The sequence below is a fragment of the Streptomyces sp. NPDC056144 genome (genome assembly GCF_042264145.1).
Taxonomy (GTDB): domain Bacteria; phylum Actinomycetota; class Actinomycetes; order Streptomycetales; family Streptomycetaceae; genus Streptomyces.
Map to the genome: position 1 here is coordinate 52,180 of NZ_JBHJVF010000006.1, position 16,130 is coordinate 68,309.

General features: G+C 72.0%; 19 protein-coding genes and 1 tRNA gene. 9 read left to right on the forward strand and 11 right to left on the reverse strand.

Going from position 1 to position 16,130, the window contains the following annotated elements; genetic code table 11:
- The first annotated feature begins 117 nt into the window (after nucleotides 1-117).
- The gene (locus ACFC0Z_RS19550) at nucleotides 118-975 is read left to right on the forward strand and encodes a Yip1 family protein (protein ID WP_376439310.1); all 858 of its coding nucleotides are present in this window, start codon (nucleotides 118-120) and stop codon (nucleotides 973-975) included.
- A gap of 15 nt (nucleotides 976-990) precedes the next feature.
- Here the strand turns inward: ACFC0Z_RS19550 and ACFC0Z_RS19555 are convergent, their stop codons facing one another.
- The 3 genes from ACFC0Z_RS19555 to ACFC0Z_RS19565 form a co-directional block, all read right to left on the reverse strand.
- On the reverse strand, nucleotides 991-1,773 hold the full coding sequence (locus ACFC0Z_RS19555) for a LuxR C-terminal-related transcriptional regulator (RefSeq protein WP_376439313.1): 783 nt from the start codon (nucleotides 1,771-1,773) through the stop codon (nucleotides 991-993).
- Nucleotides 1,770-3,020, reverse strand: a complete 1,251-nt coding sequence (locus tag ACFC0Z_RS19560; RefSeq protein WP_376439316.1) for a sensor histidine kinase — start codon at nucleotides 3,018-3,020, stop codon at nucleotides 1,770-1,772. The genes ACFC0Z_RS19555 and ACFC0Z_RS19560 overlap by 4 nt, the downstream gene beginning before the upstream one ends.
- Nucleotides 3,021-3,142: 122 nt before the next feature.
- Nucleotides 3,143-4,225, reverse strand: coding sequence for a peptidoglycan DD-metalloendopeptidase family protein (locus tag ACFC0Z_RS19565; protein ID WP_376439319.1), 1,083 nt, complete (start codon nucleotides 4,223-4,225; stop codon nucleotides 3,143-3,145).
- A gap of 193 nt (nucleotides 4,226-4,418) precedes the next feature.
- Here ACFC0Z_RS19565 and ACFC0Z_RS19570 point away from each other — a divergent pair, with 193 nt between their 5' ends.
- Both ACFC0Z_RS19570 and ACFC0Z_RS19575 read left to right on the forward strand, forming a co-directional pair.
- Nucleotides 4,419-4,952: a hypothetical protein gene (locus tag ACFC0Z_RS19570; RefSeq protein WP_376439321.1), complete on the forward strand. Its 534-nt coding sequence runs from the start codon at nucleotides 4,419-4,421 to the stop codon at nucleotides 4,950-4,952.
- A complete protein-coding gene (locus ACFC0Z_RS19575) occupies nucleotides 4,949-7,570 on the forward strand; it encodes a GH25 family lysozyme (protein ID WP_376439324.1) in 2,622 nt (873 codons plus the stop codon). Before ACFC0Z_RS19570 ends, ACFC0Z_RS19575 begins: the two co-directional genes overlap by 4 nt.
- A gap of 73 nt (nucleotides 7,571-7,643) precedes the next feature.
- Here the strand turns inward: ACFC0Z_RS19575 and ACFC0Z_RS19580 are convergent, their stop codons facing one another.
- On the reverse strand, nucleotides 7,644-8,141 hold the full coding sequence (locus ACFC0Z_RS19580; protein WP_376439326.1) for a phosphoribosyltransferase: 498 nt from the start codon (nucleotides 8,139-8,141) through the stop codon (nucleotides 7,644-7,646).
- A gap of 12 nt (nucleotides 8,142-8,153) precedes the next feature.
- On the reverse strand, nucleotides 8,154-8,729 hold the full coding sequence (gene dcd, locus ACFC0Z_RS19585; RefSeq protein ID WP_376439328.1) for a dCTP deaminase: 576 nt from the start codon (nucleotides 8,727-8,729) through the stop codon (nucleotides 8,154-8,156).
- 417 nt (nucleotides 8,730-9,146) lie between these two features.
- Here dcd and ACFC0Z_RS19590 point away from each other — a divergent pair.
- Nucleotides 9,147-9,217 (forward strand) — tRNA-Gly (locus ACFC0Z_RS19590).
- Nucleotides 9,218-9,276: 59 nt separating this feature from the next.
- Here the strand turns inward: ACFC0Z_RS19590 and ACFC0Z_RS19595 are convergent.
- The 5 genes from ACFC0Z_RS19595 to ACFC0Z_RS19615 form a co-directional block, all read right to left on the reverse strand.
- Nucleotides 9,277-9,930: a 2OG-Fe(II) oxygenase gene (locus ACFC0Z_RS19595; protein WP_376439330.1), complete on the reverse strand. Its 654-nt coding sequence runs from the start codon at nucleotides 9,928-9,930 to the stop codon at nucleotides 9,277-9,279.
- 20 nt (nucleotides 9,931-9,950) lie between these two features.
- Nucleotides 9,951-10,250, reverse strand: a complete 300-nt coding sequence (locus tag ACFC0Z_RS19600) for a tail fiber domain-containing protein (protein WP_240495383.1) — start codon at nucleotides 10,248-10,250, stop codon at nucleotides 9,951-9,953.
- 92 nt (nucleotides 10,251-10,342) lie between these two features.
- Nucleotides 10,343-10,849, reverse strand: a complete 507-nt coding sequence (locus tag ACFC0Z_RS19605) for a hypothetical protein (protein ID WP_240495382.1) — start codon at nucleotides 10,847-10,849, stop codon at nucleotides 10,343-10,345.
- Nucleotides 10,850-11,087: 238 nt separating this feature from the next.
- On the reverse strand, nucleotides 11,088-11,369 hold the full coding sequence (locus tag ACFC0Z_RS19610; protein WP_376439333.1) for a hypothetical protein: 282 nt from the start codon (nucleotides 11,367-11,369) through the stop codon (nucleotides 11,088-11,090).
- A complete protein-coding gene (locus ACFC0Z_RS19615) occupies nucleotides 11,366-11,875 on the reverse strand; it encodes a DUF5994 family protein (RefSeq protein WP_376439335.1) in 510 nt (169 codons plus the stop codon). The genes ACFC0Z_RS19610 and ACFC0Z_RS19615 overlap by 4 nt, the downstream gene beginning before the upstream one ends.
- A gap of 500 nt (nucleotides 11,876-12,375) precedes the next feature.
- On the opposite strand from ACFC0Z_RS19615, the gene ACFC0Z_RS19620 reads away from it, so the two are divergent.
- The 5 genes from ACFC0Z_RS19620 (at nucleotide 12,376) to ACFC0Z_RS19640 (ending at nucleotide 15,249) form a co-directional block, all read left to right on the forward strand.
- Nucleotides 12,376-13,581, forward strand: a complete 1,206-nt coding sequence (locus tag ACFC0Z_RS19620) for a PP2C family protein-serine/threonine phosphatase (RefSeq protein ID WP_376439338.1) — start codon at nucleotides 12,376-12,378, stop codon at nucleotides 13,579-13,581.
- Between the two features lie 217 nt (nucleotides 13,582-13,798).
- Nucleotides 13,799-14,353, forward strand: coding sequence for a DUF5994 family protein (locus ACFC0Z_RS19625; RefSeq protein ID WP_376439341.1), 555 nt, complete (start codon nucleotides 13,799-13,801; stop codon nucleotides 14,351-14,353).
- 4 nt (nucleotides 14,354-14,357) lie between these two features.
- On the forward strand, nucleotides 14,358-14,567 hold the full coding sequence (locus ACFC0Z_RS19630) for a hypothetical protein (RefSeq protein ID WP_376439343.1): 210 nt from the start codon (nucleotides 14,358-14,360) through the stop codon (nucleotides 14,565-14,567).
- Nucleotides 14,568-14,672: 105 nt separating this feature from the next.
- A complete protein-coding gene (locus ACFC0Z_RS19635; RefSeq protein ID WP_376439346.1) occupies nucleotides 14,673-14,939 on the forward strand; it encodes a hypothetical protein in 267 nt (88 codons plus the stop codon).
- A gap of 37 nt (nucleotides 14,940-14,976) precedes the next feature.
- Entirely contained in the window at nucleotides 14,977-15,249 is a 273-nt protein-coding gene (locus tag ACFC0Z_RS19640) for a hypothetical protein (RefSeq protein ID WP_376439349.1), read from the forward strand.
- 457 nt (nucleotides 15,250-15,706) lie between these two features.
- On the opposite strand, the gene ACFC0Z_RS19645 is transcribed toward ACFC0Z_RS19640, so the two are convergent.
- The gene (locus ACFC0Z_RS19645) at nucleotides 15,707-16,129 is read right to left on the reverse strand and encodes an STAS domain-containing protein (protein WP_376439352.1); all 423 of its coding nucleotides are present in this window, start codon (nucleotides 16,127-16,129) and stop codon (nucleotides 15,707-15,709) included.
- Nucleotide 16,130: the final 1 nt, after the last annotated feature.

The window sequence follows — 16,130 nt, forward strand, 5'->3', positions numbered from 1 at the left end:
GAGGTGATACGTCGGTTTTGTCACAGCCACCCGACATCCCTTAGGGGATGTCACAGGTCAGCGGCAAGACCCCGGCGAGGGAGCGCCCCCACAGCCCGAACGGGTACGTTCAGGGACGTGGCTGGATTCAGGAACGGACGCGGCCGGGACAACCGCCCCCCGCAGCATCAGCAGCAGAACCCGCAGCAGCAGGCGCCCTACGGATACCAGGCGGCCCCGCCGCCGTACCCGCAGCAGCAGTGGCAGCAGCCACCGCAGGGCCAGACGTACGGCGAGCCGGAGTACTTCGGCGACGCCTACGGACAGCAGCAGCACCAGCAGCACCACCACCAGCCCCATCAGGGGCCGTCCGCGAACGACCCGGGTCACACCCAGATGTTCAGCGTGGACGACCCGTACGGCAGCCAGTACCAGCAGCCCCCGGTCCCCATCGGGCCCCGCCTCCCCTGGAAGGCGCTGCTCACCGGCATCGTCACGCGCCCCGCGGACACCTTCCTCCGGATGCGCGACCACGCCGTCTGGGGACCGGCGCTGATCGTCACCTTCCTGTACGGGCTCCTCGCGATCTTCGGCTTCGACAAGGCGCGCGAGGAGGCGATCAACGCGACCCTGTCGACGGCGATCCCCTACGTCCTCATGACCGCCGTCGGCTTCGTCGTCGGCGGACTCATCCTCGGCGCCGTCACGCACACCCTCGCCCGGCAGCTCGGCGGCGACGGCTCCTGGCAGCCGACCGTGGGCCTGTCGATGCTGATCATGTCGATCACGGACGCGCCCCGGCTCGTCTTCGCCCTCTTCCTCGGCGGCGAGAACATCGTCGTCCAGGTCATCGGCTGGCTGACCTGGCTCGCGCTCGGCGCCCTCCTCACCCTCATGGTGAGCCGCTCCCACGACCTGCCGTGGCCGAAGGCGCTCGGCGCCTCCGCGATCCAGCTGGTCGCGCTCCTCAGCCTGATCAAGCTCGGCACCCTGTAGGGAATGCCGGAGCGCTCATCGGCCGCGGCCGATGCGCCACCACTCCTTGCGGGCCGACGGCCCCGGCGGTTCCTCCGCCGGGGCCGTCGGCGTCTCCGGATCCGCCCAGAACTCCAGGAGGTCCCCCGGCGCCAGCCCGAGCGCGTGCTCGATCTCGCCCGGGGTGAGCCCGCGCAGGCCGTCCGCCAGCGAGCGGGTCAGGTCGAACCAGTAGCCGCGCAGCGTCGACTCGCTCACGAACAGCTCCCGCGCGACCTGCGCGTAGCTGAGGCCCCGGGCGCGCCCGTGCAGGATCTGCCGCTGGCGCTCGCTCAGCACGGTGATGCGGTCCCGCCGCACGAGCACCTCGAGGATGCCGACGACCTGCTGGGGGACGACCGTGCCGCCGGCGGCCACGTCGAGGAACAGCTCCTCCGCGCGGGCGCGCGGCAGCGCCTTCGAGACGATGCCGCTCGCCCCGGCGGCGACGCACGCGGCGAGCACGAACCGGCGTTCCTCCTGGCTGTAGACGCAGACGCGGTACCCCCGCCGGGTCAGGGTCCGGATCGCGGCGACGCCCTGGCGGGCGTCGGGCTGCTGCTCCAGGTTGGCCAGGTGCAGATCGAGCAGGACCAGGTCCACCGCCGGGGCGTGCCGCACCAGCTCCTCCACGGTCGGCACCGCCACGACCACGTCGAGGCCCGGCATGAGCGGGCCGATCGAGTCGCGGATCAGCGAGGCGTCGTCCACGACCGCGACCACCGGCCGCGCCTGCGGGCCCACCGCCGGCCGCGCCTCCGGCCCCGCCTCCGCCCTCACGGCGCGTCCGCGAAGGCGGCTCGTACGGTCGGGCGTCCCCGCTCCGGCCGTCGCGCCTCGGGCCCGGGGCGCGACCGTACGGTCACGGTCGTCCCCTCCCCCGCGGCGGAGGCGATCGCGACGGCGAGCCCCCGGCGCCGCAGCTCGCCGACGACCACTTCGCGCAGCCCGATCCCCGCCGTCACGGCCGCCGGGTCGAACCCGACGCCGTCGTCGTGGACGGTCAGCGTCCAGCCCCCCGCCGGTTCGGCCCCCGCGTCGAGGTGGACGACGACCTCGCACGCGCGCGCGTGCACCCGGACGTTGAGCAGCAGGCTCCCGAGCGCGCGCTCCAGCGCCTCCGCCTGCGCGGCCGGAATCCGCAGCCCGGCGCCGAGATCGAGCGAGGCGACGACGTTCAGGTCGGCGAACCGCTCGCACACCCGCCTGACGACGGGGGCGAGGGCGGCCGACGGTCCGTCCCCCTCGCCCGTACCCGTCTCGGTGCCGCGCAGATAGGACCGCATCCGCCGCAGCTCCACCTCGGCCTGTCCGACGAGACGGGCCCGCGAGACGTCGTCCCCCTGCTCGGTGAGGAGCCGCATCACGGCGACGCCGTTGTGCATCATCACCTGGGCCCGCCGCTCCTCCTCGCGCCGCGCCAGCTCGGCGGCCCGCGCGCGCGAGGCGTCGGCGTCGCGGGCGATCCGCCGCGTGTAGCCGAAGAACATGCGGGTGACCAGCGCGTACACGACGTACGTGAGGACGTTGCCGACGACGGTCGAGGTCATCTCGCTCCCGACGTCGCCGCCGAGGTAGACCCCGTACCCGAGGGAGACCGCGCACAGGCCGAGCACCCAGACGGCGGTCCCGCGGACCCCGCCGGCGGTGATGATGACGGACAGCGCGTACCCCGGCTGGAACGCGGTCCACGTGCCGAAGCGGTCCCAGGGCGCGAGGACCAGCGGGCCGAGGACGAGCAGGGCGCAGGCGAGCGCGAAGTCGAGTACCGCCACCGTCGTGCCGAGCGGCCTGCGGCGTACGAGCGTCACGACGCTGACCGCGACCGCCGCGAGGGCGGCGGCGCCCCAGCACGCGAGGTAGGCGGCGTCGTGCGGCGCCCGCGCCGCGCCGAGCTGCACGGCGGGCACCATCTGCGCGACGGTCCCCAACCTGACCCCGGCCGTGAAGTACGAGAAGGCCCGCTCGACACCCGCCTTGGTCGTGGGAAGCTCCGCGACCCGCCACAGCCCGCCCAGACTTCTCATCGTCCCCCTCGGCTCCGGATCATGCCTCCGACACGCAACGATGAAGATAGTTGAGCGGCATGCCGAAGGGCAGGGCCTCGGTGAAAGGCCCTGCCCTGTGAGGAATCCAGGCGGGGGAACCGTCAGACGACGAGCTTGGCCAGCGCCGCCCAGGTGTTGTCGCCCGGAAGCCCGTCGATCGGGCCGCCGTAACCGCCGAGCCTGGCCATGTTCTGGAGGCCCATGTACGTGTTCTTGCCGGGCACCCCGTCGATCGGGCCGGTGTACCCGTGGCCGGTGAACAGCCGCTGCAGACCCATCCACGAGTTCACGCCGAGCGCGCCGTCGGCCGGTCCGGTGTAGCCGCCGAGCTTGGCCATCCGCTGCATCGCCGCGTACGTGTTCGTGCCCGGGGCGCCGTCGACCGGACCGCTGTAGCCGAAGCGCTTGCAGATGTTCTGCACGCCCTTCCACGAGTTGACGCCCATCACGCCGTCGACGGTGCCGCCGTAACCGCCCCGCTGGGCCAGGCGCTGGAGCCCCTTGTACGTGTTCGTGCCGGGGACGCCGTCGATGGGGCCGGTGTAGGCGTAGCCCTTGACGACCCACTGCACGCCGATCCAGGTGTTCACGCCGGGCGCGCCGTCCAGGGCGCCCGTGTAGCCGCCGGCGCCGGCGATCTTCTGGAGCGTCAGGCCGCTGGAGCTGGAGGAGGGCGGCGGCGAGCCTCCGCCGACGACGGAGAGCGGGTTGATCCGTTCGTTGCTGGGGTTGTAGATGTGCCAGTGCAGGTGCGGGCCGGTCGAGTTGCCCGCACCGGGGGCGCCCGCGGCGCCGCCGGAGTACCCGACGATCGTCCCGGCGGACACGCTGGCGCCGTTGCCCAGCCGGAACTGCGACAGGTGCATGTACTGACTGCGGTAGCCCTCGGCGTGGTAGATGGTGACGGTGTGGCCGCCGGTGCCGTTGTCGTAGATGTTCTCGATCGTTCCGGCGCCGCAGGCGGGCAGCGCGGTGCCCACGGCCATGCCGTAGTCGATGCCGTTGTGGTTCGGCGGGTCCCAGGGACCGGTGACGGCGTACGAGGTGAACGGGTTGTAGATCGCGGGGACGGCGTAGGCGCTGGTGGGCAGGAGGAGCCCGCCGACGGTCAGGGCGCCGCCTCCGGCCACCGCGCCGCGCAGCAGCGTGCGGCGGCTCAGGCCCTCGTTCTCGTTCTCGTTCAACGCTTCTCCCTGGGTTCGTCAGTGGCTCGGGGAAGATCGCGAGCTCGCTCATCCCACCGGGGCGCCCGGGGACCGACAACCCAACGAATCCGCGGAGTCGAGTCCCGGATTCCGCGCGTTCGTTGGGTTGTCGGCGCGGGATCCGCCGAGTGATCTTGCCCTCCAGCGATCCAGTGGATTTCAGGAGGTCAAGGTGCCCGAACGGGTGGATGGCGAAGGGCGGGGGCCGTCACGGCGCTCCGTCCTGCGGACGGCCGGCGCGCTGCTGCCGGGCCTCGTCCTGGGGGTGGGCGGCGCGGCCGGCCCCGCTGTGGCGGCAACGGCACCGGCAACGGCACCGGGGGACCGCGCCCCGAGAGGGACGTTCTCCTCCCCCTCGTACGACTGGACGACGGCCTCCCCCACGGGGCCGGCGTCCGGCGTGGTGTTCACGCTCACCGGCCCCGACGGCCGGCCGCTGCCCGACCGGCGGGTGCGGTTCTCCCTGAGCGCGTTCCACGCGGTCCGTCCGAGCCTCTGGTTCGAGATCGCCCAGGGGTCCAAGTCCCCCTCCCTGCACGGCTATCTCGACCTGGACACGGACGCGCGCGGCACGGTCGTCCTCGACACCTGGCTGCGGCGCGGAGCCGTACCGACGGACGCGGCGGGTCACGAGCTGCGCGCCCAACTGGTCGGCACCGAAACGATTCTGACGACGGCCCATCTCTCCGTACGAGGTGCACGATGACGAGAACGGTCGCCGGGGCCGAGCAGTGGGCCCGCCAGCACACGACCGACGGTGGCCCGTCCGGCTTCGACAACGGCTACAACTGGTCCGACATGTGCCAGTCCCTGATGTTCCGGGCCTGCGACCTGGGCAGTTCGCGCGGGACGGCGTACGACGCGTGGGTGGCCTCCGGCGAGGGCCACTCGGACTGGTCGGCGGCGCCGCGCGGGGCCTTCCACTGGTGGGCGAACCCGGGCCGGCTCACCCCCGGTCACGTGGCCCTCGACCTCGACGGCGGCGGCACGCGCTGCCTGATGGCGACCGGCCACCTCGCGGGCGGCGAGGACTTCGCCCCCGGCGGCTACCGCATCGGCACCCAGTCGATCGCCCGGTACAACGCCTTCTCCGGCCTCGACTACCTGGGCTGGACCCTGGACAACGTCGGCTCCAGGATGGCCGACCTCGGCACCCCGGGCCCCGGCGGGGGCAGCGGCGGCTACACCCTGACCTCGGCCGACCAGAAGGTCCTCCAGACGCTCGCGCAGCGCGGCGGCTACACCGGGCCGGTCGACGGGGCCATGGGAGTGAACTCCTGGAAGGGCGTCCAGACCGCCGTCCAGGGCTACGGCTACACCGGCCCGGTCGACGGCGTGCCCGGCTCCGCCACGTACAAGGCCGTGCAGTCCCTCGCCCGCGACGGCGGCTACACCGGACCGGTCGACGGCGCCCTCGGCCCGAACACCATCCTCGGCGTCTCGGGCTGGCTCGCCTCCCACCCGGTGACCACCGCCCCGCCGGCGCCCGGCCCGGCGCCCACCCCGGCGCCGACGGACGCGGTGTACGGGATCGACGTCGGCACCAGCCAGGCGAACCTGGACTTCCTGGCCGCGCGCAGCGCCGGGTTCCGCTTCTGTGTGGTGAAGTCGGGCGGCTCGAACGACGGCACCCACCAGCCGTACACCTCCCCGTACTACGTCCAGCAGGTCGACGCGGCCCGGGCGGCCGGGTTCCTGGTCGGCCACTACTGGATGACGGGCTGGGGACAGGCGTCCACCGACGCCGACTACTTCCTCACCCATCTGAGGGACTACCGCGCCGGTGAGCCGCTGATGGTCGACGTCGAGGGCGTCGACGGCAGCCCGGTGTGGACGGACGCGCAGACGGCGCAGTTCATCGACATCGTGAAGGCCCGCCTCGGCACGACCCCCTTCCTCTACACGTACTCCTCGCTGCTCCAGTCGAAGTCCTGGCCGCTGACCATCGCGACGGGCGCCAAGCTGTGGATCGCCGACTACGGCGCGGCGGCGGGCAGCCCCCGGATCGGTACGGCGTACCCGGCGTGGGCGATCCACCAGTTCAGCGACGCGGGCTCGGTCAAGGGCGTCGCCGTCGACATGAACCAGGCGAAGCCGGACGCCTTCGGGTCGGCGGTCCTGCCGCCGCCGGGCGCCAACCCGGTCCCCGGCGGGGGCACCGGCATCCCCCTCTCCGACGGCCTGACCCTCCAGCGGATCGCGCAGCTCGGCGGCTACACGGGCCCCCTCGACGGGGTCCTCGGGCCGAACAGCTGGAAGGGCGTGCAGACCTTCCTCACCCAGCTGGGCCTGTACAGCGGTCCGGTCGACGGGGCGCCCGGCACGAACACGTACAAGGGCCTCCAGCAGCTCGCCCAGAGGGGCGGTTACGCGGGCCCGGTCGACGGCATCCTGGGCCCGAACACGTACACCGGCCTCCGCAACTACCTCGCGCAGGCGGCCGGCACCGGGAGCGTGACGATCTCGACGGCGGACCAGAAGACGCTCCAGCAGCTCGCCCAGAAGGGCGGCTACACGGGCCCGGTCGACGGCGTCATGGGGACGAACTCCTGGAAGGGCGTCCAGACGGTCGTCTCCCGGGGGTACGGGTACGCCGGCCCGATCGACGGCAACCCGGGCCCCGAGACGTACAAGGGCATCCAGCGCCTGGCCGCCGACTACGGCTACACGGGCCCGATCGACGGCGTCCCCGGCCCGAACACCTTCGCGGCCGTCCGCACCTACCTGAGCGTGACGGGAAGCGGCCCCGGCCCGATCTCGGTGGCCAACGCCACCACCCTCCAGAAGATCGCCAAGGGCGGCGGCTACACCGGCCCGGTCGACGGCGTCATGGGCGTGAACAGCTGGAAGGGCGTCCAAACGGTCGTCCGGGGCTACGGCTACACCGGCCCGCTCGACGGGGCGCCCGGCACGAACACGTACAAGGGCCTCCAGACCCTGGCGGCGGCCGGCGGCTACACCGGCACGATCGACGGCGTCATGGGTGTCAACAGCTGGAAGGGCGTCCAGACCGTGATGCGCCGCTTCGGCTACACGGGCCCGGTCGACGGCGTCCCGGAGACGAACACGTACGCGGCGATGCAGCGGATGGCGGCCCTCGGCGGCTACACCGGCCCGGTGGACGGCGCCCTCGGCTCGTACAGCTGGGCCGGGATCCAGGCCTGCCTGCGCGGCTGGGGCTACTCGGGCCTGATCGACGGCGTCCCCGGCCAGGCGACGTACGTGGCACTCCAGCGCCTGGCCCAGACGGGCGGCTACGCGGGCCCGCTGGACGGGGTGCCGGGCGCGAACACGTACGCGGCGCTGAACACCCTGGTCACCTGAGCGGACTCAGGTGACCAGGTGACCAGGTGACCAGGTGACCAGGTGAGGGGTGGGTTCTCGCTCCTGAGATCTCTCAGGCGTCGAGAACCTGCCCCTCCCGCTTCACGACGGGCGGCTCGACCGACCAGGGGAAGTTGATCCACTCGTCGGTCTTCTTCCACACGTACTCGCACTTCACGAGGGAGTGGGACTTCTCGTAGATGACGGCGGAACGGACCTCGGCGACGTGGTCGACGCAGAAGTCGTGGACGAGCTTCAGCGTCTTGCCGGTGTCGGCGACGTCGTCGGTGATGAGCACCTTCTTGTCGCTGAAGTCGATCGCGTCCGGCACGGGCGCGAGCATGACGGGCATCTCCAGCGTGGTCCCGACACCGGTATAGAACTCGACATTCACGAGATGAATGTTCTTGCAGTCCAGGGCGTAGGCCAGACCGCCGGCGACGAAGACGCCGCCGCGGGCGATGGAGAGCACGATGTCGGGCTCGTAGCCGTCGTCGGCGATGGTCTGCGCGAGCTCGCGCACCGCGACGCCGAACCCCTCGTACGTCAGGTTCTCGCGTACGTCACTCATACCGCTACCGCCTCACACCTGGGTCCGATGGAAGTTCATGTACGACCGCGAGGCCGTCGGCCCGCGCTGCCCCTGGTACCGCGAGCCGTACCGCTCGCTCCCGTACGGGAACTCGGCGGGCGAGCTCAGCCGGAACATGCACAGCTGCCCGATCTTCATCCCCGGCCACAGCTTGATGGGGAGCGTCGCGAGGTTCGACAGCTCCAGGGTCACGTGCCCCGAGAAACCGGGGTCGATGAACCCTGCGGTGGAGTGCGTGACGAGCCCGAGCCGCCCGAGGGAACTCTTCCCCTCCAGGCGGGACGCGATGTCGTCCGGCAGGCTGATGACCTCGTACGTGGAGGCCAGCACGAACTCGCCGGGGTGGAGGATGAACGCCTCGTCACCCTCCGGCTCGACCTCACGGGTGAGGTCCAGCTGCTCGATGGCGGGGTCGATGTGGGGGTAACGGTGGTTCTCGAACACCCGGAAGAAGCGGTCAAGCCTCACGTCGATGCTCGAGGGCTGCACCATGGATTCGTCGTACGGGTCGATGCGGACCCGTCCGGATTCGATCTCGGCCCGGATGTCCTTGTCTGAGAGAAGCACGCTCTTACGATACGCAGAGGGCGCGGACCTGCCCCAATCGGCAGGGCCCCGCGCCCCGGCCCACTCTCAGCTCCCGGAGCCCGTCACGGGCACCGCGTGCCGCAGCCGCGCACACCGCGGACACCGGATGAGCCGCCCGGGCCCGATCCGCCCGGCCCCGAGCTGCTGAAGCGGGAACGAGGCGGTACTGAACACATGCCCTTCGGCACAGCGGACGACGGTGCGCTCCATGGAACCCATCAAGTCCCTTCCCCTACCAACGCATACGGTGGACGAGCAGCCACATTAGGGGATCAACAGGACGCCCTCCAGGCGGCACTCCGCGCCGCTCGGGAACGCGCGAACGCACGAACTTCGCCTCAAGTGGCCCATGGGGTACAGTGTGCAACGATGCGGCACGGTTCATCCGGCCGCTGTGCGGATGTAGTTTAATGGTAGAACATGAGCTTCCCAAGCTTATAGCGCGGGTTCGATTCCCGTCATCCGCTCTTGAACGAAGCCCCAGGTCAGCGACCTGGGGCTTCGTCGTTGTTCTCGGGGCCGCTGCTCACCGGCACTCGTCGCCCCCGCGGTGCGTCGGGTCGGGGGCGCACAGCCAGCCGTTGACGGCGAAGCGGCTGTCCTCGTGCCGCTTTCCGGGGCATGCGACCGGGCGTACCTCGTGCCAGGCGGTGGGCAGGAAGAAGACGATGCTGTCGTGCTCGGGCTCCCAGTCCCGCCAGGTACGTTCCTCCCACTCCCCGGTGGTCTCGGTGTGCAGCGGCAGGGCGGCGTCGAAGACGCGCAGCTCGCCGCCCCCGAACGGCCGGGGCGTGCGGTGCAGGTAGTACACGAAAGTGAGCAGACGGCGGGGGGAGTACGCGACGCTGGCGTCCTGGTGCGGCCCGTAGAAGTCACCGTCGTTGTGCACGTTGAGACCGTAACTGGGCTCGGTGCGGCGGCAGTCGACTCCCAGAACGTGCTCGACCGCCTCTCGTACGTCGTCGATGGCCGCCAGTAGCTCGGGTGCCTGAAAGTCGGAGCAAGACCGGGATCTGCGCAGGTCAGGGGCCAGCTCCCGGTCCCGGACCAGGGACGGCTTGAGCCGGTCGCCGGTGGAGGCGATGGCACGCTCCAGCAGGAGGCCGGCCGTCCTCTCGCCCAGGAACCCGGTGATGCGGCAGACCGTCACCGGGAGCCGCCAGATCGCATCCGTGGACACCGGCGACAGACCCTGCGTCGTCATCGCCCCGCCCCGGACGGAGTGCCCGCCACGGCCTCGCGCAGCACGGCGACTTCGGCCCTGAGGTCCTCCACGTGGCGCTGGAGCGCCTGGATGCAGACCAAGGACACGCCGAGGCCGTCGACGACGGGGATCCTGGTGTCGTCCGGGTTGAAACCGAAAGCGGCGTGCCAGTCCTGGGCCATCGGCCCGAGGTGACGGACGCCCTCGGGCTCCCAGAGGTAGCGCCAGGTGCCGACCGGCAGCGCGGCCACGGCGTCCAGGACGGCGAAGCCGTTGACCGCGCCGACCGGGGACACGACGATGCTGTCCCGTGGACCTGCCGCGGAAGGGTCCGGAGAAGCGTCGCCGGCCGCCCGGGGCCGCCTGCTGAGGATCCGGATCCGCATCGTCACCGGCTCCAGTCGACCGGGACCACGTCCTGCTTGAGCCCACGGTCACTGCAGAGCGAACACGGGGAGCCCGGCACCCCGGGCCCCTGGTCGGTACCGACGGTGATCGCCCCGTGGGCCCCGACGGGAGCGTGCACGCCGTCGCCGACGAGTGCGGCTTCGTAGCCGCCGAGCAGCTCCTGAAGGGTTCCGGGACCCAGGTTCTCCGGGGCGGTGATCGAGGCCACACCGTCGTAGTCGGTGAAGGCGGCCCCCAGCGTCCGGCCGCCGACGGTGGCGAACACGATCTTCGCTCCCCGGACGGGCTCCCCGGTGATGGCGTCGGAAGCCATCGCGTGGATGTTCTCCAGTTGCATCTGGGTGACGTTCAAGGTGGCCTGGCTGGTCGTGAGCCTGACCGGCTTGAGGCTGGGGCATTCCGCGCCGCTGCACGGCGCGGGCGACGAGGGGGTCGCGGTCGCGGCGACACCGCTTCCCGCCCCCATCGACGCCAGAGCGGCTGCCATCACCGCGACGGTCCTACGACCGACAGAACCCATGTCCACTCCCTGGGAGCCGCTCGGGCGCGCTCCGCACCGGCGTGGAAGGCCGGGACGGTCCTGGCGCATGCGGCACTCGACCGATGCCGCCCCCGTGGGACGACGCGAACGACCGTAGCCACACCCGTCCGGCGTGGGTGCCCGATAAACACGAGTACGCACCATCTGATGAATCGCCGACGGCGCCGTGACGAACGCGGACGATTCATACCGGCCGACGGGGGGCCACCCTGAGCACCGGTCCTGAACCGACGTGCCCCGTGGTCTCCCGCCGCGGGCGTCCCCCACGCACCGGCCCCGCCGTCGCTCCCTCCAGGAGGACGGACACCGGGCGTTGCCGGGTGGGGAGGCCGGCACGGACCGCGGCCGTGGCCGGTTCGTCGGTGCTGGTGTCGACGTGGACGGACTCCAGTTCGCCGATCCCGTGGTCCCCGGGGTCCACCACGTCCTGGTTGCGTCGCTCGCGGATGTCCGCTGCCCGGATCATGCCGCTCCTCCCCGCTCGGTCGCCGGCGGGGGAAGCGTGGCGCCGAGGAGTTCGGTGGCCTGCGTGATGTTGTCGGCGTGGACGGCGCGGGCCATGGCCGCGCGGGCGGCCTCCGGTGGTGTGTCCGCCGGGACGACCATCAGGGAGAAGTGGTCGTTGTCGCCGCGGGTGACCAGGACGGTGTCGTCGCCGACGGGGAAGGAGTCGAGGTGCACGACCCGGCCGTCGACCACCAGGCGGGTCGGGATGGCGTTCCAGGCGGAGGCGTCCAGGCCGACCCGGGTGACGGGCCCGAGGTACTCGGTCAGGGCGGTGAGCAGCGACGGGAGCTCCTGCTCGACGTCACGTGAGCGCGGCCACCACGCGCCGTCCAGAAGGCTCTGCCGGGACCCGGTCGTCTCCATCCGGAGCAGCGCGGTGCCCGGCCCGACCGACCGGTGGATCTCGTCCGGCAGGAGGCGCCGGGGCGCCGGGACGTGGTGGGGGGAAACGTTCGCGTCGGTCATGGTGGTCCGCCCGTCCACGGGTGGTGCCGCTTCCGCCGGGTCGGTGCGACAGTGGACGCCGGGCCGGCGGGCGGGGTGACGGCCCCGCACTTTCACCGTACTCCGGGAGGACCCGCGGACGCGCAGTTCTCCGTCGGGGACGCCGAAGTCCGGATCGTCTCCGCCTCCACGGACGCCGCCCGCAGAGTGGCCGGCACCCTGCGCCACCGTCTCGCCGACGGTCAGCGGTGCGGCTGACCCGCCCCGGGCAAGGGCACCCGCCTGCGTCCCACCGTCGACACCACCCGCACCGCCGGGCCGGGCCTGACGGACCACCGGCCGTCCCCAGCGGGGCACCGGGCCCCACGCCGAGGGACCCCGACCGGGCAGCCGGAGTCGGCGGATGCGCGTGGCGGCCCCGGCCTCCGCGAAGCATCCTGGAAGCCGCACCGCGATGCCGTCGGATCGGCCCGTCGGCACCGGTCCACAGTGTCGCCCCGCCGCTCGCCTGGAGGCCCCGGATGACCGTCGGACGGTACGAGGACGGGGTTCCCGGTCGCTCGGAGAGCTTCGGGGAGATGCTGCTGGGCGGGCTCCTGGACCACGCCCACACGCTGCCGCCCGACCGGGTCGGATCGGCCCTCGCCGACGCGATCGGACAGATCGGGGGCCGCGAGGTGCGGATCCTGCTCCAGGACTACGGCCAGCGGAATCTGGTCCCCCTCGCCGGGGACGGACTGGCGGACGGCGATCCCGTGCCCATCGACGGTTCGGCGGCCGGTCGCTGCTTCCTCACCTCGCGTCCGGTCGAGGTGCCGGTGGTCGAGGGGGTGCGGGTCCACGTCCCGCTCCTCGACGGCGGCGACCAGGCCGGCGTCCTGGCCGTCACGCTGGACGCGGTCGACGACGACGCCCGCCGCCTCCTGCGCAGGCTCGCGGCCCTGGGCTCCGAGATCATCCGGACCAAGAACGGCTACACCGACCTCTTCTTCCGCACCCGCCGCGGCGAAGCGATGAGCGTCGCCGCCGAGATCCAGTGGTCGCTCCTGCCGCCGCTGGCCATGACGATGCCCCGCGTCGCCGTCGCAGGAGTCCTGGAACCCGCCTACGACGTGGCCGGCGACAGCTTCGACTACGCCCTGAACGGCGACGTCCTCCACCTCGCCATGATCGACGCCATGGGCCACGGCCTGGACGCGGCGACCATGGCGACCGTCACCATCGGGGCCTACCGGCACGCCCGCCGCACCAGTGTCGAACTCTCCGAGATCTATCTCTTCATGGACCGGGCCGTCGCCGAGCAGTTCGCCCCCGACCACTTCGTCACCGCCCAGATGCTGCGGCTCGACACCGGCACCGGCCGCCTCCAGTGGGTCAACGCCGGGCACCCCGCCCCCATGCTGATCCGCCACCACCGCGTCGTACGCCGCCTCGACAGCCCCACCACCCTCCCCGTCGGCTTCGGCGGAGACCAGCCGCAGGTCAGCGAGGTGACGCTCGAACCCGGGGACCGGATCCTCTGCTTCACCGACGGTCTGATCGAGGAACACGAGAGCGGGCAGGAGGAGTTCGGCGAGGACCAGCTGATCAACTGGGTGAATCGGCTGGACAGGGCGGACCGGGAGGTACACGCGGTGGCGCGGGACCTGTCCCACACCCTCAAGCGGGCACGCGGCGAGGCCACTTCGGACGACGCCACGCTCCTCCTGGTCGAGTGGCGCGGGTGACGGAGGGACGTGCCGCGAGGTGAGGTCACCGACGCCGACCGGGCGGATGCTCCCGGCCCGGGAAGTCGGCCGGACGGACACCACTCGTCCGCCCCCGGCGCGGAGTAGGCTGGAGATACCGGGAGTAACTCGAACACCCGCTCCCACGCGGACGTCGTTTCCGGCGATCAAGACACTGGGCCGCCCTGCAGGGCGGCCCGGAGACGGGTCCGCGATCATGACCGCCACCCTCGCACCCCTGCTTTCGTCGCGCCTTTCGCTGACGCCGAAGACCACACTCGCCGGCCTCCTGGACGGCGCCTGGTGGCCTCGCTCGCGTGACCTCGCCGCTGAGCTTCCGCCCCTGGTCGACGCGCTGGAAGAGCGCTTCGGACGCATCACACGGGTCACGGTGAACCCCACCCACTGGCCCGTCGTCCCGCACAAGGTCGCCGTCACCGGGCACACCGTGCACGCCGGCTGGTTCACCGAACAGGATCCCGACAAGATGATCCTGCTCTCCTACACCGTCGGCCGCGTCGACCTGCTGGTGATACCGCCCGAGACCGAACCCGCCGCGGCCACCCGGCTCATGGCGGCCGCCGCCGTCCCCGGCAGCGTCCTCACCGCCGGTGTCCTGATGTCAGACGAAGCCGCGACCGGCCGCCGCATGCGCGACGCCCGCAGCAGCGAGGACGCCTGGGAGACGGACGGAGGAACTGCCCTGCCACCCCTCCGGCACTCGGTCGTCGGCGCGCGGATGATTCCGCTGCCGAAGAACACGCGGTGGTGACGACATGGAGACCCTGATCGCACTCGCGGCAGTCGCCGTGCTGATCACGCTCGGCGCGCGCCTTGTCCACCGGCTCAACGCCCAGCACGCCGCGCGCATCGCCGCCCGCCACTACAGCGACCCCTTCCCGGCCATCTTCCGACCGCCGGGTCACAGCCCCCGCACGCCGACAGAGCAAGCAGCCCGCCGCAGGGCCATGGGCACCTGGCCCTGACCGCTCCAGAGACCACTCCTCCGACCGAAGGCCGCGGGTGGGGCACCCGACATCCGGGACAACCCACCCGCCGGCCTCTCGCTCACCCGTGAAGGGACCCGCCCCTTGTACCGCACCGACACCGCGGCCCTGCCCTCGGCCGGACAGGCCGAGATCCGCATCGTCGCCGCCACCCCCGAAGCCGCCCGCGCGGTCGCCGAGGTGATCCGCCGCTCGTTCGCCGGGACGGAACAGCGCAGCTACCCCGTCCTCGACGGCGGCACCCGGCTCCACCTCACCGTCGACACCGAAACCGCCGCAGAGCCCGCCCGCTCCTGGCTCACCACCAGCAGATCGTCCCCTCTCACCGCCACCCACGTCGACGAAGTCTGAGCGGAATCGGACCTTCACACGACGAAAGGACTCGGTCATGGCCACACTCCACCAGCGACAGGGGTACCGCGACCGGGTCCTGACCGCCCTCTACGAAGCCACCGAAGGCAACCGCCTCCTCGGCATCACGGGACGGAAGCTGCGCAACGACCTGCGCATCCCGGAGGAAGACCTGGCCGCCGCCTGCACCTACCTCACCGGCGAGGGCCTGATCAGCGTCGACTGGGAACCGGGCAACACACCCGCGATGGTCTCCCTCACCCACCAGGGAATCCTCCGCATGGAGGCCGAAGAACAAGAGCGCGGCTGAGCCGGACCACCCCGACGTCCCGCTCTCGCCCGGCCCGCCAGGCCGAGAAGTCGTACGATTGAACACGGATCGAACACGCTCACGTGTGACGATCCGGAAGGGCGGCCCCGACGGAGTGAATGCGCCGGGGCCGTTGTGACGACCGCCGCCAGGCCCGCGCACCCGGCGTCTCGGACGTGGCACCGGCCGGTACGTCGGCGCCCGTCGTCCTCGCGACGCCTGTCAGCGCCGGCCCGGAGATACGCCGTCGGGGCCCGCGCGCTGTCGCGGGCCCCGACCCCTTCCGTCGTCTATGGCATGGCGCAGAGGAGCGGGGGCGCCAGGCGGCAGTGGATCAGAGTCCTGCGAGGTGCGGGTCGCGGAGGCTGGGCGGGACGGCGGTGCCCTGGTTCGCTCGGTTCCCCGTGTGCGAGGAGAACCGCCGCGAGCATCGGGACGCAGGTCAGGAGCAGGAACGTCATGACCGGCCTGCCGCCGTCAGGGAGCCCGCATGGGTCCGCTGCCGTCGTGCTGGTGCAACGGCGTTCAGAAGGTGCTGAACGGCCCGGGAGGGGTTCGCGAGTCTGAGACGGCGCCCCCGCTGGGGCCACCAGTCGAGGACGGCCAGGAAGCCGGAGTCGCAGAAGGTGACCCGGGAGGTGTCCAGGACGAGCCCGGTGCAGCCGTCGTCGGCCGCCGAGGCCAGCAGTGCCCGCAGCGGGGCGGCGCTGAAGTGGTCGATCTCTCCGGCGAGGCGGACGACCAGGGTGGTGCCGAGGGCGGTGCAGGAGTCGACGACTATGACGCCGGGCGCGGTGTCCGCGCCCGAGTCGTGCACGACGGGGGGAGCGGGGGTGGCGAGAGCGGCGGACAGTATCGGTGCGGCGCTTGAAGTACTCACG

Excerpts from the sequence above, each read along its gene's own strand:
- ACFC0Z_RS19560 (WP_376439316.1), bottom strand. The coding sequence starts at position 3,020 with ATGAGAAGTCTGGGCGGGCTGTGGCGGGTCGCGGAGCTTCCCACGACC.
- ACFC0Z_RS19575 (WP_376439324.1), top strand. The coding sequence starts at position 4,949 with ATGACGAGAACGGTCGCCGGGGCCGAGCAGTGGGCCCGCCAGCACACG.
- ACFC0Z_RS19580 (WP_376439326.1), bottom strand. The coding sequence starts at position 8,141 with ATGAGTGACGTACGCGAGAACCTGACGTACGAGGGGTTCGGCGTCGCG.
- ACFC0Z_RS19605 (WP_240495382.1), bottom strand. The coding sequence starts at position 10,849 with ATGGCAGCCGCTCTGGCGTCGATGGGGGCGGGAAGCGGTGTCGCCGCG.
- ACFC0Z_RS19610 (WP_376439333.1), bottom strand. The coding sequence starts at position 11,369 with ATGATCCGGGCAGCGGACATCCGCGAGCGACGCAACCAGGACGTGGTG.
- ACFC0Z_RS19615 (WP_376439335.1), bottom strand. The coding sequence starts at position 11,875 with ATGACCGACGCGAACGTTTCCCCCCACCACGTCCCGGCGCCCCGGCGC.
- ACFC0Z_RS19620 (WP_376439338.1), top strand. The coding sequence starts at position 12,376 with ATGACCGTCGGACGGTACGAGGACGGGGTTCCCGGTCGCTCGGAGAGC.
- ACFC0Z_RS19625 (WP_376439341.1), top strand. The coding sequence starts at position 13,799 with ATGACCGCCACCCTCGCACCCCTGCTTTCGTCGCGCCTTTCGCTGACG.
- ACFC0Z_RS19630 (WP_376439343.1), top strand. The coding sequence starts at position 14,358 with ATGGAGACCCTGATCGCACTCGCGGCAGTCGCCGTGCTGATCACGCTC.
- ACFC0Z_RS19640 (WP_376439349.1), top strand. The coding sequence starts at position 14,977 with ATGGCCACACTCCACCAGCGACAGGGGTACCGCGACCGGGTCCTGACC.